The 15848-nt window shown below is 69.9% G+C and carries 16 protein-coding genes; 5 read left to right on the top strand and 11 right to left on the bottom strand.

Features of this window, described 5'->3' with window-relative positions; all coding sequences use genetic code 11:
- From V2J85_RS20055 to V2J85_RS20030, 6 genes are all read right to left on the bottom strand, one after another.
- Positions 1–1203, bottom strand: coding sequence for a nucleotide disphospho-sugar-binding domain-containing protein (locus V2J85_RS20055; protein WP_261954877.1), 1203 nt, complete (start codon positions 1201–1203; stop codon positions 1–3).
- A 71-nt stretch (positions 1204–1274) separates the two neighbouring features.
- A complete protein-coding gene (locus tag V2J85_RS20050) occupies positions 1275–2054 on the bottom strand; it encodes an SDR family NAD(P)-dependent oxidoreductase (protein WP_261954878.1) in 780 nt (259 codons plus the stop codon).
- A gap of 56 nt (positions 2055–2110) precedes the next feature.
- On the bottom strand, positions 2111–2758 hold the full coding sequence (locus V2J85_RS20045) for a mycothiol-dependent nitroreductase Rv2466c family protein (protein WP_261954879.1): 648 nt from the start codon (positions 2756–2758) through the stop codon (positions 2111–2113).
- A gap of 28 nt (positions 2759–2786) precedes the next feature.
- Positions 2787–4268 carry an aldehyde dehydrogenase family protein gene (locus V2J85_RS20040; protein ID WP_261954880.1) on the bottom strand — a complete coding sequence of 494 codons (1482 nt, stop codon included), beginning with the start codon at positions 4266–4268 and terminating at the stop codon, positions 2787–2789.
- A 54-nt stretch (positions 4269–4322) separates the two neighbouring features.
- Positions 4323–5378, bottom strand: a complete 1056-nt coding sequence (locus V2J85_RS20035; RefSeq protein ID WP_261954881.1) for a helix-turn-helix transcriptional regulator — start codon at positions 5376–5378, stop codon at positions 4323–4325.
- A gap of 145 nt (positions 5379–5523) precedes the next feature.
- Positions 5524–5991: a nuclear transport factor 2 family protein gene (locus V2J85_RS20030; protein WP_419836809.1), complete on the bottom strand. Its 468-nt coding sequence runs from the start codon at positions 5989–5991 to the stop codon at positions 5524–5526.
- A gap of 166 nt (positions 5992–6157) precedes the next feature.
- On the opposite strand from V2J85_RS20030, the gene V2J85_RS20025 reads away from it, so the two are divergent.
- Both V2J85_RS20025 and V2J85_RS20020 read left to right on the top strand, forming a co-directional pair.
- Positions 6158–6937: a cyclase family protein gene (locus tag V2J85_RS20025; protein WP_261954882.1), complete on the top strand. Its 780-nt coding sequence runs from the start codon at positions 6158–6160 to the stop codon at positions 6935–6937.
- Positions 6938–6981: 44 nt separating this feature from the next.
- Positions 6982–7692 (top strand): class I SAM-dependent methyltransferase, encoded by a 711-nt coding sequence (locus V2J85_RS20020; protein WP_261954883.1) that lies wholly within the window; start codon positions 6982–6984, stop codon positions 7690–7692.
- 49 nt (positions 7693–7741) lie between these two features.
- On the opposite strand, the gene rfbA is transcribed toward V2J85_RS20020, so the two are convergent.
- Positions 7742–8623 carry a glucose-1-phosphate thymidylyltransferase RfbA gene (gene rfbA / locus V2J85_RS20015; protein ID WP_330822369.1) on the bottom strand — a complete coding sequence of 294 codons (882 nt, stop codon included), beginning with the start codon at positions 8621–8623 and terminating at the stop codon, positions 7742–7744.
- Between the two features lie 173 nt (positions 8624–8796).
- Between rfbA and V2J85_RS20010 the strand changes: the two genes are divergently transcribed.
- Positions 8797–9906: a DegT/DnrJ/EryC1/StrS family aminotransferase gene (locus V2J85_RS20010; RefSeq protein ID WP_261954885.1), complete on the top strand. Its 1110-nt coding sequence runs from the start codon at positions 8797–8799 to the stop codon at positions 9904–9906.
- A 77-nt stretch (positions 9907–9983) separates the two neighbouring features.
- Here the strand turns inward: V2J85_RS20010 and V2J85_RS20005 are convergent, their stop codons facing one another.
- From V2J85_RS20005 to V2J85_RS19990, 4 genes are read right to left on the bottom strand one after another with little or no spacing between them, the layout of a single operon-like run.
- Positions 9984–10241, bottom strand: a complete 258-nt coding sequence (locus tag V2J85_RS20005) for an acyl carrier protein (RefSeq protein WP_330822368.1) — start codon at positions 10239–10241, stop codon at positions 9984–9986.
- A gap of 23 nt (positions 10242–10264) precedes the next feature.
- On the bottom strand, positions 10265–11482 hold the full coding sequence (locus V2J85_RS20000; protein ID WP_261954887.1) for a ketosynthase chain-length factor: 1218 nt from the start codon (positions 11480–11482) through the stop codon (positions 10265–10267).
- Positions 11479–12747, bottom strand: a complete 1269-nt coding sequence (locus tag V2J85_RS19995; protein WP_330822367.1) for a beta-ketoacyl-[acyl-carrier-protein] synthase family protein — start codon at positions 12745–12747, stop codon at positions 11479–11481. The genes V2J85_RS20000 and V2J85_RS19995 overlap by 4 nt, the downstream gene beginning before the upstream one ends.
- Entirely contained in the window at positions 12744–13106 is a 363-nt protein-coding gene (locus V2J85_RS19990; protein ID WP_261954889.1) for an antibiotic biosynthesis monooxygenase family protein, read from the bottom strand. The genes V2J85_RS19995 and V2J85_RS19990 overlap by 4 nt, the downstream gene beginning before the upstream one ends.
- A 299-nt stretch (positions 13107–13405) precedes the next feature.
- On the opposite strand from V2J85_RS19990, the gene V2J85_RS19985 reads away from it, so the two are divergent.
- Complete coding sequence (locus V2J85_RS19985) at positions 13406–14578, top strand: class I SAM-dependent methyltransferase (RefSeq protein WP_261954890.1); 1173 nt, start codon at positions 13406–13408, stop codon at positions 14576–14578.
- A 46-nt stretch (positions 14579–14624) separates the two neighbouring features.
- Positions 14625–15848 (top strand): nucleotide disphospho-sugar-binding domain-containing protein, encoded by a 1224-nt coding sequence (locus V2J85_RS19980; protein ID WP_330822366.1) that lies wholly within the window; start codon positions 14625–14627, stop codon positions 15846–15848.

Below are 15848 nucleotides of genomic sequence, written 5' to 3'. Positions count from 1 at the left end.
TCACCCCTCTTCGCTGGTGGCGGGCCGGGGTCCGGCGAGTGCGGCCAGCCGCGGTACGAGCTCGGCGGGTGCGGGCATCGTCAGAAGTTCCTCGCGGGCGCGTGCCGCCGCCTTCCGCATGCCCTCGTCCGTCAGCAGCGTCCGGCACTCCCGGGCGCCCAGGGTCTCTGCCTCGGCGACGATGCCGGTCCCCAGCCGTGCCACCACGCCGACGTCGGTGTGCTGATAGGAGCCCTGCGGAATGACGCACTGCGGAATTCCGGCGGCGATCGCGGTCATCGTCGTGCCGCTCCCACCGTGGTGGATGATGGCGGTGCAGGTCTCCAGCAGCGCATCGAGCGGGGCCCACTCCACGGTGCGTACGTTGTCCGGGAGGTCCCCCAGCAACGCCACGTCCCCGCCTCCCAGGGTGACGACGAATTCGGCGTCCACTCCGCCGGCGGCGGTCATCAGTGGGGAGAGCATCGCGATGCCTCCCCACTGCGCCTCTATCGTGCCCAGGGTGACGGCGATCCTCGGCCGGTCCGGACGGCGGCGCAGCCAGTCGGGGAGCACGAAGCCACCGTTGTACGGCACCCAACGCATGGGCCAGGCCCCCTCGTTGCGGCGTTCGGGCGGCAGCAGCTCGGCGAAGGAGGGGGGCATCATGCTGAGCCGCACCGTCGCCCGGGCATCGGCCGAGACGGAGTGCCGGTCGTAGTCCGCACGCATCGCCTCCCTGATCATGTCGCCGAGGTCGTGCCGGCTGTCGTAGACGCCGACCGGCATCTCGACGAGCGGTGTGCCGGTGGCCGCGGCCACCAGTGGTCCGGCGCCCTGGAGTACCGGCGAGAAGATCAAATCCGGTGACCAGGACCGGGCCACGTCGAGCGCACCGTCGACCATGACGCTCGACACCCGGCCGAAGAGCCGGGCCAGCAGTTCGTCCTCGGGATCGTCGGCGTGGATGGGGCGGCGGTTGTCGTCCCCGCCCACGGACATGTAGATCTCGCCGTAGTCGAGCCCCGGGGTGACGTCGACGACGTTCATCCCGGCATCTGTTGCCGACAGCCCGAGTCCGCCGGTCGCGAAGCGCACTTCGTGCCCGGCCGCGCGGAAGGCGTGAGCGAGGGGCACGGTCGGGAAGAGGTGGCCGAGCCCCGGAGAGGCAATGACGAGTACGCGCATGGATTCCCCAAGGTGGAAGAGGGTGTTGTCGGGCACGGTGTCAGCACCGGCTCGCCGTCCGATCGACGGAGAGTGGAGCCGCGCGGGGACCGCATGGCCAGCGGGTCTCAAGTGAGGGACAGGCCGCCGTCGACGGGCAACACCACACCGGTCGCGTGGCGTGCCTCCGGACGCGTCAACTGGCAGATCCACCAGGCGATCTCGTCGGGGGTGCCGACCCGGCCGGCGGGGGTGCGGTCGGCCAGCTGGGTGAGGAAACCGTCATAGGCCTGCTCGGTCATGCCGAGCCGCGGACCCGAGCGGGTGTCGGTGACGCCCGGAGCGATTCCGACCACCTGGATGCCCCGGGGCGCCAGTTCCACCGCCCACGTCCTCGTGAGGAAGTCGAGGGCCGCCTTGGCCGCACCGTACAGGCCGTTCTCGGGCCAGGCACGCTCGCCCCTGGCTCCGGAAGAGCTCACGTTCACCACGGTGCCGCCGCCGGCTTCGAGGGCGCCCAGCGCACTTCTGGTCAGCAGCACGGGAGCGCGCAGGTTGGTCCCCCATTGCTCGTCGAGCAGCTCCCGGTCGGTGTCGGCCAGTCGCCGGTAGCCGTGCGCGACCGCGTTGTTGATCAGCACGTCGATCCGCCCGAACGCGCGCAGGGCCGTGTCGACGACACGGTCAGGGGCGTCCGGTTCCGCGATGTCGGCGGCCAGCACCCGGATACCGTCATGGCCCTCGGCGGTGGCGTCGAGGGCGGCCGGGGTGCGGCCGACGACGAGCACCCGATCGCCCTGTTCGGCGAAGGCGCGCGCCGTGGCCCGGCCGATGCCGGTGCCACCGCCGGTGACGATCACGCCCCGCGGTCCTGCCGCCTGATCTGCGGTGATGTGGTGGGAGGTCATCCGGGCACCGTAGGCACCCGCACTCGACACGTGATCGATCCCCGCGCACCGCCGGCTCAGTGGTGCGCGGTGAAATCGGGTTCTTCGGGCGGGGTCCCGGCCAGCTGGTGGAATCCCGGTGTGCCGGCGAGGAGCAGTACCGCGTCCCACTGGCGCCCCGCCTCCTCGCCGGTGGCGACCCGGGACAGGACCGGGCCGAAGAACGCCGTGCGCGGCCCGGACCCGGCTTCGTCCGGGTGGCTCACCCCGATCACCGGCGTGCCCGTGCGCCCCCGGAGCAGACGCACGCCTTGGTCGTGCGAGGCGCGGACGGCGTCGTCGACGCTGCTGTCCGAACCAACGGCCCCCACCTCGCGGGGCAGTTCGGACTCGTCCAGTGCCTCGGCGAGTACGGTTTCCCAGTTCCATTCGCCCCGCTCGTGGATACGGGTTCCCAGCGCGGTGTAGAGCCTGCCGAGTGACTGGTGCCCGTAGCGCTCCATGACCGTGGCGCAGACCCGCACCGGCACCCGGAGATAGCCCTCCGGGTCACCTTCGGGGTCGTCGGCACGTCCCTCGTTGAGGATCGACAGGCTCATCACCCGCCAACGGACCGTGACCGGCCGGACCTTTGCCACTTCCAGCAGCCATCGGGAGGTGAGCCAGGTGTAGGGGCACGAAGGGTCGAACCAGAAATCGGCCGTGAGTGTGCCGTTCGCGCTCATGTGGGCCCGCCTTTCCCTTGCCAGTAGGTCACAGCAAGACCGTAACGGCCTTGGTCTCGGTGAGGTCCTCGATTCCCGGACGGCCGAGTTCGCGGCCGAGACCGCTCTGCTTCGCGCCGCCCCACGGCAGCGAGGCATCCATGGCTCCCCATCCGTTGACCCACACCGAACCCGCCCTGATGTCCCGGGCCAGTCGGTGGGCGCGGGAGACGTCCCGGGTCCAGATGGTCGCGGCCAGCCCGTAACTGGAGTCGTTCGCGAGGGCGACCGCCTCCTCTTCGGTGTCGAAAGGGATGACGGTGCCGACCGGCCCGAAGATCTCCTCGCGGGCGATCGTCATGTCGTTGGTCGCGTCGGCGAAGATCGCGGGCCGGACGAAGTATCCGCGGTCACGCACCCGCTCTCCGCCGGCCACCAGCCGTGCGCCTTCCTCTCGTCCCGTTTCGACGTAGCCCAGCACCCGGTCCAGTTGTGCCCGGCTGATGAGCGGCCCCATGTCGGTGTCCGGCTGCCGGGGGTCGCCGAGCCGCACCGACCCGGCGGCGCCGGCCAGCGCGGTGACGACCGCGTCGTGGACCGGGCGCTGGACGAGAATCCGCGACGCTGCCGCGCACACCTGGCCCTGGTTGGCGAACAGCCCGCCGACGGTCCCCGCGACGGCCGCGTCGAGGTCGGCGTCGGCGAAGAGGAGTTGCGGCGACTTGCCGCCCAGCTCCAGGGTGGTGCGGGTGAAGTGGTCACTCGCCGCTCGATGGATCAACCGGCCCACCTCCCGGCTGCCGGTGAAGGAGAGGTGGTCGACCGCGGGGTGCCCGGCGAGCCGGGCACCGGCCACCGGGCCGGTCCCGGGGACGATGTTCACCACGCCCGGCGGCAGTCCGGCCTCGACCGTCAACGCCCCCAGGTGCAGCACGGTCAACTGCGCCTCCTCCGCGGGTTTGACGACCACGGTGCATCCCACGGCCAGGGCCGGAGCGATCTTGTTGACGGCCGCCGTCAGCGGCGCGTTCCAGGGAATGATGGCTCCGACGACGCCCACCGGCTCCCGCACCGCATACGCGTGGGTGGGCCGCCCGTGACACTCCGCGGGAATGACCACTCCCTCGGTCTTGTCCGCCCAGCCGGCGTAGTAGCGCAGGGTCCGTACGGCGCCACCGACGTCGAAGGCCAGGGCGGCCTGCTCCGACACGCCGTTCTCCGCGGCCTGGACGCGTGCCAGGAGCGCGCCGTCCCGTTCGACGAGGTCCGCGAGGCGCCACAGCAAGAGGCCGCGCTGCGATCCCGGTGTCCTGGACCAGGATCCGTCGTCGAACCGCAGCCGTGCGGCCTGTACGGCGGCGTCCACATCCGCCGGCGTCGCGGCGGCGACCGTGGCCAGCACGCGCTCGTCCACCGGATCGATGTTGTCGAGCGTGCCACCGTCCGACGCAGCCTGCCATGCTCCGTCAACGAGCAATCCGGTCGGCAGGCCCTCGGCCGCTGCCAGGCCGGTCCGTACGCTCGATGCCATGGTGTGCTCCCTTCACGGTGTCCACGGATGAAAACAGTTGCCCGGTGGGCGGGTTCAGCACCGTGGCGACGCCTGGAGCCTGCCGCTCGCAGTTCGCTCGACACCGGCTCGCCGGCTCCTCCCGTCGTTCCACACCCAGCCCCGGGCGGCGGCGCGCACGCCGGCCTGGAACCTGCTGTGGGCGTCCAGGCGCAGCATCAGTCCCGACACCATGCGCCGGATGGTGCGCACGGACAGGCCGAGCTCGCGCGCCACGACCTGATCGGTCTGTCCTTCGGCCAATGCCCGCAGCACCTTGCGTTCCGGTCCGGAGAGCCCGTCGTCGTCGTAGGCGGGCTCCAGGGCGAAGGGCTCCGCGGCGGCCCACAGGTGCTCGAACCACGAGGTGAGGAACCCGACGACCGCAGTGCCGCGGACCTCCAGCGCGCCCGCGTGCGCCTCGCCGTCGTCCACGAAGACCAAGGCGATCGCCCGGTCCACGATGAGCAGCGACGGGGGTACGGAGGCCAGGGTCCGGATCTGGCCGCCGCTCCGGGTCAGCCGGTCGACGAACGGGGAGACACCGGCGCGGTTGCGGATGCTGTCGCGGCCGACGACCCGGGCGGCCAGGTCTCTGCCGGACAGGAACCGGTCCGCGGCGCGGGAGTTCAGCGCGATCTGCTCGCCGGCCGGGTCGGCGATGATCAGCAGCATCTCGACCTGTGTCTGCTGCACCAGCTCCTTCAGCCGGGCGAACGCCGAACAGGGGACGGACAGGGTATGGATCGTCTCGAGCTCCGCCGTGTGGTCGTCGTCGCTCTCCCGGGCCACCAGCTCGATGGCCTTCCGCGTCTCCTCCAGGTTCCTCTGGCGTACTGCCAGTTCCCATTGCTTCTTCGCCAGCAGCATGTTCAGGCCGGTCACCGGACGAACCGGCCGCTGCCGCCCGTAGACATCGGCGGGCTGGATGAGCGAGAGCCGCGACAACCGGTGCAGCGCGCTCCTGACCACATCCGGGGGCATCCGTAATTCGTTGGCGAGTGCCGGGACCGTGGAGTTCGCGTGCCCGGTCTTGATCAGTGCGCGGTAGACACGTTCTGCCACCGGGTCGATACCTAGGTTCTCCAGCATGCCGCCTCCTGATTGGGCATCCCATTCGGTCCAAGGCAAAAACTTTGCCATTCATGGGAACACGGCATCTGGCATGTGCCGTGGGCCGGTTGGCCGGTCAGGTACCCCTGAAAAGGCGTTGTGGCGGGGTGCGTCCGCGGGCCGGTCAGCCCCTGTCGTCCCGCGTGACCCTGCGCTCCCGCACCCGCAACGTGCCGTCCCTGCGTACCAGTACGTCCTCGCACACGCACATGAGATGCAACCGGGGCTGCCCGTTCCGCGGGGTGGCGATGATCTGCGCATAGCTGCGGACGAGCAGCTCGCCATCGGCGCCGACGTCGACCGCATGGGTGCCCAGCAGGTGTCGGTGCCGTTCCCCGGCCTCGGCCAGTTCTGCTGCCGCACGGCGTACACCGGCCGCCAACTGAGCCCGTCCCCGTATGGGTTCGGGCAGCGAGGGCGGCGCGAAGCTGCCGTCCTCGGTGAAGGTGGCTGCCCATGCCTCGGCCTCACCCGCGTCCAGGAGCTGCATGTGCCGTGCGTAGAACTGCTGGATCTCGGCGTAGGCGTCGGCCGACAGCGGTGTCGCCGCCGCGGCGCTCTCCGTGCCCTCCGGCGCTGTTGTCCCTGCCACTGCGCTCTCCTTCCGTCACTGGCCGCACCCTTCCACCGGGGAATCGAGAACGTCTGGAGCGCCCGCACGGCCGGAGAGTTCGAGTGAGCCTCCAATGCTTCTCCCGCGGCCCAGGCCAGGGTTCTCCCACGTCCTTCCCCAGAACGGCCGAAAAGCGGAGGTGGCGATGCGCCTCATCGATCTGTCCGCACCCGTGGATGCGTCAGGCTACGAGCCGGATCCCGTGACCCATCACGTCCTGACCCCGCGGCAGGGTGCCGTGCACATGAGCGAGGAGATGGCCCGGCACTTCGGGATCGACTTCGACCCCGACGACCTGCCGGACGGGGAGTTCCTGTCGCTCGACACACTCACCCTCAGCACCCACACGGGAACGCATGTCGACGCACCGTCCCACTACGGCACCCGGGCCTCCTACTCTGACTGTGCGCCGCGGAACATCGACGAGTTGCCGCTGGAGTGGTTCTTCCGGCCGGGGCTCCTGCTCGACGTGAGCGACGTGGGGACGGGGGTGATCGGTACGGCCCGGCTGGAGAAGGAGTTCGCCCGCATCGGCCGGACGCCCGCTCCGCTGGACATCGTGCTGCTCCGCACCGGAGCGACCCGCCACCTGGGGACGCAGAAGTACTTCACCGACTTCGCGGGGCTGGACGGGCCGGCGGTTCATCTGCTGCTCGACCTGGGCGTGCGGGTGATCGGAACGGACGCCTTCAGCCTGGACGCGCCGTTCGGCGACATCCTGGCGCGATACCGGAGGACGGGTGACCGCTCCGTGCTGTGGCCCGCGCATGTGGCAGGACGCGACCGCGAGTACTGCCAGATCGAGCGGCTGGCCCATCTGGAAGCGCTTCCCGCCCCTCACGGGTTCCGGGTCGCGTGTTTCCCGGTGAAGATCACCGGCGCCGGCGCGGGCTGGGCCCGGGCGGTCGGCATCATCGACGACTGACGGCGACGGGCCGGACAATCCAACTCGTAGGGCAGGGAGAGCCGATGTTCAGCGACGATCTCGCGACCGTCTACGAAATGATCTACCGGAGTCGCGGCAAGGACTGGTCCGCCGAGGCGCGGACCATGGCCCGCATCATCAAGTCCCGTTCCCCCGGCGCCGATTCGCTGCTCGACGTCGCCTGCGGCACCGGAGCCCATCTGGAGACGTTCCGTACGCTCTTCGGGCACGTGGCGGGCCTGGAGTTGGCCGATCCGATGCGGGAGCGGGCCGTCAAGCGGCTGCCGGGCGTGCCCGTGCACGCGGGGGACATGCGCGACTTCGCCCTGGGGCAGTCCTTCGACGCCGTGGTGTGCCTGTTCACCGCGATCGGTTATGCGGGCGGCCTGGAGGACATGCGGGCAGCGGTGCGGTGCATGGCCGGCCACCTGTCGCGGGGCGGTGTGCTGCTCGTGGAACCCTGGTGGTTCCCGGAGACGTTCCTCGACGGTTATGTCGCCGGGGACCTGGCGCGCGGCCCGGACCGTACGGTGGCCCGGGTCTCCCACTCCACACGGCAGGGCCGCACCACCCGCATGGAGGTGCGCTTCGTGGTGGGCAGCGCCCGGGGAATCACCGAATTCACCGAGATCGACGAACTCTCGCTCTTCACAGAGGAGGAGTACCTGGCGGCCTTCGCCGACGCGGGGTGCCGGGCCGAGTTCGTCAAAGGCGGCTCATGGGGCCGGGGACTGTTCATCGGTACCCGGGTCTGACCACCGGGCCGGCGGGTGCACGGGAGGACCGCGCGTGGTCGTCCCGTGCTCAGCCGGCCTCCGACAACTCGTCGGCCATCATCACCACGTACTTCCCGTACTCGGAGTTGGCGCTGCGTGCGCCCAGCCGGCGGCACTGCTCGGCATCGATGAACCCCCTGCGCAAGGCGATTTCCTCTATGCATGCGATGCGTACGCCCTGCCGTTTCTCGAGCGTCCAGATGTACTGACCCGCCGCCAGCAACGATTCCGGGGTTCCGGTGTCGAGCCAGGCGAAGCCGCGGCCCAGATCCACCAGTCGGGCAGTGCCCCGCTCCACATAGGCACGGTTCACATCGGTGATCTCCAATTCCCCACGTGCCGATGTCCGCAGGTTCTTGGCTATGTCGACCGCGTCGCTGTCGTAGAAGTACAGGCCGGTTATGGCACGGTTGGAGCGCGGCCTGGCCGGCTTCTCCTCGATGGACCGGAGCCTTCCGTGCGCATCAACCTCGCCGACGCCATAGCGTTCTGGATCCTGCACGGCATATCCGAACAGGACGCAGCCCTTGAAGTCCCGGCTCTCCCGGGCAAGGACGTCGGAGAACGAGTTGCCGTGGAAAATGTTGTCGCCGAGGATCAGCGCGACCTGGTCCCTGCCGATATGGTCGGCGCCGATGATCAGGGCCTCGGCGATGCCCCGCGGCTCATTCTGCTCCGCGTAGCTGATCCGCAGCCCGAGCTCCGAGCCGTCGCCGAGCAACCGGCGGAACGGGTCGAGGTCGGTCGGGGCGGTGATGACGAGGATGTCCCGGATTCCGGCCAGCATCAGCACGGACAACGGGTAATAGATCATGGGCTTGTCGCCCACCGGCAACAACTGTTTCGAAACGGCCCGGGTTACCGGATGAAGACGGGTGCCGGACCCGCCGGCCAGGATGATCCCCTTCATATTTCCCCACTTCCGAGAATGCGAATGACGACATACTAGGTCGGCCGGCGACGGCCGGGTAAGGGAGTTCAGGCCGGATTGACGGGATTTCGAGGAATTCGCGAGGCCACCGCAGTGTGATGCAACGTAACTTCCATCGACCACTGACCGATCCTCTGGGAGGCGGCCCGACAATGACCACTCGCGTATGGGACTATCTGGCGGAGTACGAAAAAGAACGTCCGGAAATCCTGGATGCGGTCGAGAAGGTGTTCAGCTCCGGGCGGCTCATACTCGGCGAAAGCGTCCGGGGATTCGAGGAGGAATTCGCCGCCTACCACGGCGTGCGGCACTGCGTGGGGGTCGACAACGGTACGAACGCGGTCAAGCTCGCGCTCCAGGCACTGGGGATCGGCCCCGGCGACGAGGTGATCACCGTTTCGAACACCGCGGCGCCCACCGTCGTCGCCATCGACGCGGTGGGAGCGGTCCCGGTCTTCGTCGACGTGAACGAAACCGACTTCCTGATGGACACCACACAGGTCGCGGCAGCCATCACACCGCGCACCCGCTGTCTGCTGCCGGTGCACCTGTACGGGCAATGCGTCGACATGGCACCCATGCGATCACTGGCGAACGAGCACGGCCTGAAGCTGCTGGAGGACTGCGCGCAGGCCCACGGCGCACGGCAGAACGGCCGGCTCGCCGGCACCTGGGGCGATGCCGCCGCCTACTCCTTCTACCCGACCAAGGTGCTCGGCGCCTACGGCGACGGGGGCGCCGTCCTCACCAACGACGACGGTGTCGACCGCGCCCTGCGCCGCCTGCGCTACTACGGCATGGAGGAGCGCTACTACGTGGTCGGGACGCCCGGTCACAACAGCCGCCTCGACGAGGTGCAGGCGGAGATCCTGCGTCGCAAACTCCCGCGACTGGCGAGCTACGTCGACGGCCGTCGCGCCATCGCCCGGCGCTACGAGGAAGGTCTCGCCGACACGGCACTCCGGCTCCCCGCCACCGTGCCGGGCAACGACCACGTCCATTACGTCTACGTGGTGCGTCATCCACGGCGCGACGAGATCATCGAGGCGCTCGCCGCCCAGGACATCTCACTGAACATCAGCTATCCGTGGCCGGTCCACACCATGTCCGGCTTCGCACGCTTCGCCTATCCGACGGGCTCGCTCCCGGTCACCGAGGGCCTGGCCCGGGAGATCTTCTCGCTGCCGATGTACCCGTCGTTGCCCGCCACGGTCCAGGGCAAGGTGATCGGCGCACTGCGCGAGGTGCTCAGCACGCTGTGAACACCGGGTCGGGTCCGCCGGAACCCCGTTGCGGGGACGTCCGGCGCACCCGACCGTGAAACCGTGTACCGGGGCCCTCACACACCCTCGCTGATGGTGCGGTTCACCAACGAGAGCAGTGCCCCGGGCGTCTTCGCCTCGGTCACCGTCTCGTCGCCGAGCCGCACCTGGTATTCCCGCTCGATGCGGGCCGCCGTCTCCAGCAGCGCGAGCGAGTCGTAGCCGAGTGCCGCGAACTCCGTATCCCCGATGTCGCCGCCGGCGTTCGCTCCTTCCTCCTCACCGGCGCACTCCCGCATGATCTCCATGAGTCGGTCCAGCGTCAGCGTTTCCATCGCTCCACCTCCGGTCTTGCCGCTCATCGGCGTTCTCGGCCCACGACCATCGCCGCATTGAACCCACCGTGGCCGCGGGCCAGTACGAGTGCGGCCGACAGCGTCGCCCGCCGCGGCCGCGTCACGAGGTCCAGTCGGTAATCGGGCAGCGGGCGCGTCACGTTCACGGTCGGCGGGATCACACCGTGCCGGATCGCCAGCAGGGCGGTGGCGACGTCGAGGGACGCACCGCCGGCGGCCAGCCGCCCGGTCATGGTCTTGGGCGCCGTGACGGGTACCGCGCACCCGCCGAAGACCTCGGCCAGCGTCTGCGCCTCGGCCCGGTCGAGGTCCGGCAGCCCGGCGGCGTCGGCGAACACCACATCGATGTCCCGCGCCTCGACACCGGCGTCCCGCAGTGCCAGTTCAGCGGCCCGGCGCAGCGTCGACGGGCCGGCGGAGCCGGGGGGCGGGTCGAAGGTGGCCGCATACCCGAGGAGCGCTCCGTACACCTCGGCGCCACGCGCCCGGGCGTCGTCGGCGGACTCCAGCACGAGCAGGGCGCCCCCCTCGCCGGGCACCTGCCCACAGGCCCCCGCGTCGAACGGCAAATAGGCCCGGTCGGGCGCCTGCGCGGTGCTCAGCCTGCCTCCCGTCTGCTGGGCGACCCATCCCCATGCGCAGAGCGAGCCGTCCACCCCACCGCCGATCATGGCCCGAGTGCCCTGGCGCACCTGGCGCCGGGCCTGGGCCAGTGCGTCGAGCCCGCCGGCCTGTTCGGTCACCAGCACGCCGCTGGGGCCGCGCAGGCCGTGGCGGATGGAGATCTGTCCGGTGTTGACGGCGTAGAACCAGGCGAATGACTGGTAGGCGCTGACGTGTTCCGGCCCCTTGCTCCACAGCTTCTCCAGCTCCCGGTGGCCGAAGTCGAAGCCGCCGGCCGAACTCGCCGTCACCACTCCCACACCGAACTCGGGGAGCGAGGGGACATCCAGGTCCGCGTTCTGCAGCGCCTGGTCCGCCGCCACGAGGGCGAGCCGGGTCATGTGGTCGGTCTGCGGTATCAGCCGGCTCGGCAGATGCTCCTCCGGTACAAACCCCGGAACCTCTGCCGCGAGCGTGCTGCGATAGGGCGTCGGATCGAAGCGGCTGACCCGGTCGATGGCGCAGGTCCCCCGCAGGGTGGCGGCCCAGTGCTCGTCCACGCCGATCCCGGTGGGAGCCACCACGCCCATCCCGGTCACCACCACCGTGGAGGTCACCCGGCCACCTCCCCGGCCCCGCACAGCACCATCGCGCTCTGGAAACCGCCGAATCCGCTGCCGATGGTGAGCACCGTGTCCAGCTCCTTCCGCCTGGCACGAAGCGGCACATAGTCCAGATCGCACTCCGGGTCCGGCTCATGCAGATTGGCGGTGGGAGGTATGAGGCCGTTGCGCATGGCGAGGGCGCAGGCGGCAATCTCCAACGATCCGATCGCGCCGAGCGAGTGACCGATCATCGACTTGATTCCGCTCACCGGAACCCGGTGCGCATGCTCGCCCAGGCTGCGTTTGAGCGCCGCCGTCTCGTGCCGGTCGTTCTGTTTGGTGCCGGAGCCGTGCGCATTGACGTAGTCGACGTCCGAGGGCGCCCGGTGCGCCTGCCGGAGAGCGGCGCGGATGGCCTCCGCCTGTTCCCTGCCGTCGGGGCGCAGCCCGGTCATGTGGAACGCGTTGGAGCGGGTTGCGAACCCGGCGACCTCCGCGTAGATGTGTGCGCCTCGCCGACAGGCATGGCGGAGTTCCTCCACGACGAACATCGCGGCACCCTCCCCCAGCACGAAGCCGTTCCTCGTCCGGTCGAACGGCCGGGAGGCGTGTGCGGGGTCGTCGTTGCGCGGGGTGGTCGCCTTGATGGCGTCGAAGCAGGCGACGGTGATGGGCGAGATCGGTGCGTCGGTCGCCCCGGTCACCATCACGTCCGCCGAACCTTCGCGCACCAGGTCCACGGCATGGCCCACGGCGTCCAGCCCGGAGGTGCAGCCGGTGGACACCGTGGCAACGGGCCCGTTGGCCGCGACGTCCCAGGCGACCTCGGCCGCGAAGCTGCTCGGCACAAAGGAGTTGAACAGGTGGGGGACGGCGTACTGCTCGTCCACCAACCGCAGACGACCGCCGTCGCTGACCACCACGTATTCCTCTTCGAGCGACATCGTGCTGCCCACGGCGGTGCCGATGACGACGCCGACCCGCGACCGGTCCAGCCGGTCGAGGTCGAGGCCGCTGTCGCCGAGGCTCTCGCGCGCACTGACCACGGCGAACTGTGCGGCCCGGTCCATCCGGCGGATCTGCTGGGCGGAGAGCCCTTCCCGCGTGGGGTCGAAGTCGCATTCCGCGGCGATCTGCGACCGAAAGGGGGAGGGGTCGAAGAAGCTGATCCGCCTGGTCGCCGTGCGCCCCTCGGACAGCAACTCCCAGTAGCGCTTGAGGCCGATGGCGTCCGGCGCGACCACTCCGATCCCGGTGATGACTGCCCGTCGCGTCATGGACGGTCCTGGCCCGCGCCATGATGCTGCCGTTCCGCCGCAAAGGCGAGCCGTGGCAGGTACAGTCCCGGTTCGCTCGTGGCCAGCTTGCGCATGGCGGCCACATGGTGGTCGAAATCGTCACCGACGGTCGCCCGCCGGAAGGCACCGACATCGCGCCATCGCGCGACATTGAGGAATGCGGTCTCTTCCTCCGCGTGCTGCAACAGAGTGCATTCGAGGAAACCGCTCTTCGCCCGCAGGAATGCGGCCGCCTGCTGAAAGGCCCGCTGGAACTCCCCCGGTTCTCCGTGCACGGTAAATCGATTGACGAAGGTGACTTCGGCGGTCCTGTCCATGCCCTGGTCGTTGGCCGGCACTCGCCACTCTCCCTTCCGCTTGCGTCCCGTCGCGGACACGACGCAAACACGCCGCCGTTCCAAGATCGAAACTAGGCCGCGGGCCTCGCGGCACGCTCTAGAACCGCTGGACGCGGAATTCAGCGGCCCGCCGGACGAACGGCCCCGGCGGAATGGGTGGGCCGGGCCGCTCCCCCGTACCCAGCATTCCTTGAGTCGATTCCGAACCGGTACCGAGACGCTCGACCCGACACCATGCGGTGCCGGGTCCCTTCGGGGCCGGCCGTCGGTGAACTCCCGAACGGAAGTGAGGTGGCAGTGTGGGTAGGGACAACCTGACCGAACGGCTCGTCCACGCCGGAACCGCGCCGGACGCCGAGATCGACGAGCTGATCGAGGCGACGGGCCTCGACACCGTCGTCCAGGCGCTCGTCGCGGAGATCGTCTTCCGCTGCGAGCGGCCCGAGAACGTCAAGCCGGTCAATGTGGCGCTGGAACTGACGCATGGACAGAAGCAGTCCCGGGTCGTCCTTCAGGCCCGGCGCGGGGAGCCCGTCCGGGTGCTCGACGATCCCGACCCGGTGATCTGGTCGCTCCTGCGCATCCGCGTCACGGACATGATCCGGCGTCTGTACGGGCGCACCTCGCACCGCCGCAACGGCGACTTCCACAACGCGTTTCTGCAGGAAGCACCGTCGCCCGAAAGCATGTTCTTCGAGCTTCCGGAGATCATGCGCTCGGCGGCCCTGGCGACCGGCACCGTGATCTCCGGATGTGCCTCGTACCAGGGAGAGTTGGGCGCCTTGTCGCTGCGCCACGACTCCGACAAATGGGCCAGCTTCCACTGGTACACCCCGCACTACGAGCGGCACTTCGCACCCTTCCGTGAGGAAGCCGTGCGGGTGCTGGAAATCGGCATCGGCGGTTACGACGAAGAGATCGGCGGCGGCTCGCTGAAGATGTGGAAGAGGTATTTCCACCGGGGGTTGATCGTGGGCCTCGACATCTTCGACAAGACCGAGCTGACCGAGCCGCGCCTCACCGCGCTGAAGGGCGATCAGAACGACCCCGAGTTCCTGGTCGCCATGGCCAGGGAACACGGCCCGTTCGACATCATCATCGACGACGGCAGCCATATGAACGAGCATGTTCACACCTCGTTCCACACGCTGTTCCCGCTCCTCCGGGACGGCGGTGTCTATGTGATCGAGGATCTGCAGACGTCCTACTTCCCGAGCTTCGGCGGCAGTTCCGGCCGGCAGGCCGCGCCGCACACCTCCGTCGGTCTGGTCAAGGGCCTGCTGGACGACCTGCACCACCAGGAGTTCGACCAGCCGGTTCAGGGTGCACTGAGCCCGACCCAGGCGGCGGTGACGGGAGTTCACGCCTACCACAACGTGGTCTTCATCGAGAAGGGCGTCAACGGGGAGGACGGGCTGCCCGCGTGGATGAACGAGGCCGCCTGGGAGGCGCTGGGAGCGACCGACACCTGATCCCGGCCGCTCGCCCCTCCCCCGCTCCCGGACCGAGGAGACATCCGTGCGCGTACTGCTGACCCTTTCCTCATGGCCGACGCACTACTCCGCGATGGTCCCGCTCGCCTGGGCGCTGCAAGCGGCCGGGCACGAGCTGCGGGTGCTGTGCGCGCCCTCGCAGTCCGGCCCGGTGAGCGCGGCGGGGCTCAATCCGACTCCGGTTCTCGACGGCATGGAGGTGGAGACGCGGCTGCGACTCCAGTACTACGCGGAGGCCCACAGCGGAATCTGGCCCTACCCGTGGCTGCCGCCTCACCCGCTCACCGGTGAACGTCTCCGCGCCCTGGAGGACTTCGACCTCGACCACTTCCGCCGGCACATCGCTCCCGGCCTGGCGGCGCGGACGGCCGCCGGCATGGACGAGGCCGTCCGCTGTGCCCGCGCCTGGCAGCCGCAGCTCGTCCTGCACGACCCGGCCTCCCTGGAAGGGCTGCTGGCGGCGCGGGTGATCGGGGTGCCGTCGGCGATGTGCCTGTGGGGCCCGGTCGGGACGCACGAACCGGAGCACATGCGGATCGTGCCCCCGGACGACAGTGCGTCGTTCCCTCGCTACGGCCTCGGCGAGATGCACCTCGACCTCATCGAGCATGTGGTGGATCCCTGCCCGTCCGCGCTGACGCCGCCCACCCGGGCGGCGCACCTGCCGGTCCGCTTCGTGCCGTACAACGGCAGCACGCCCGCTCCCGCCGTGCTGCCCGAGCCGCGGCAGGGGCGGCCCCGGGTGTGCGTGACCTGGTCGACCGCGCTCTCAAAGGTCTCCGGGCCCGACTCCTACCTGCTCCCGGCGGTGCTTGACGGTCTGGCGGACCTGGACTGTGACGTGCTGGTCACGGCCACCGCCCAGGACGTGGCCACGCTGGGCCGGACGCCGCCGTCGGTACGGGTCATGGAACACGTCCCCTTGCGGCTGCTGCTCCCCACCAGCAGCGTCGTGGTGCACCACGGCGGCAGCGGCAGCATCCTGACCGCACTGTGGGCGGGCGTTCCCCAGCTCCTCCTCACCTTCGCCGCCGAGCAGTCCGCGGCCGGCGAACGCACCGCGGCCGCCGGTGCCGGCATCCACCGGCTGGGCCACCTCGCCGAGCCGTCGGTGATCCGCGAGGACGTGCGCCGGCTGCTGGACGAAGGCTCCTACCGGCGCTCCGCCGCCGCCCTGCGCGAGGAGGTCCTGTCCCGGCCGACTCCTGCCGCGCTGGTCGCCGACCTGGAGGCGCTCGCCGGTGTGTGA

This window comes from Streptomyces bugieae (assembly GCF_036352915.1).
Taxonomy (GTDB): domain Bacteria; phylum Actinomycetota; class Actinomycetes; order Streptomycetales; family Streptomycetaceae; genus Streptomyces; species Streptomyces endophytica.
Note: the sequence above shows the minus strand (reverse complement) of the source record. Positions and strands in the feature narration are given on the sequence as shown.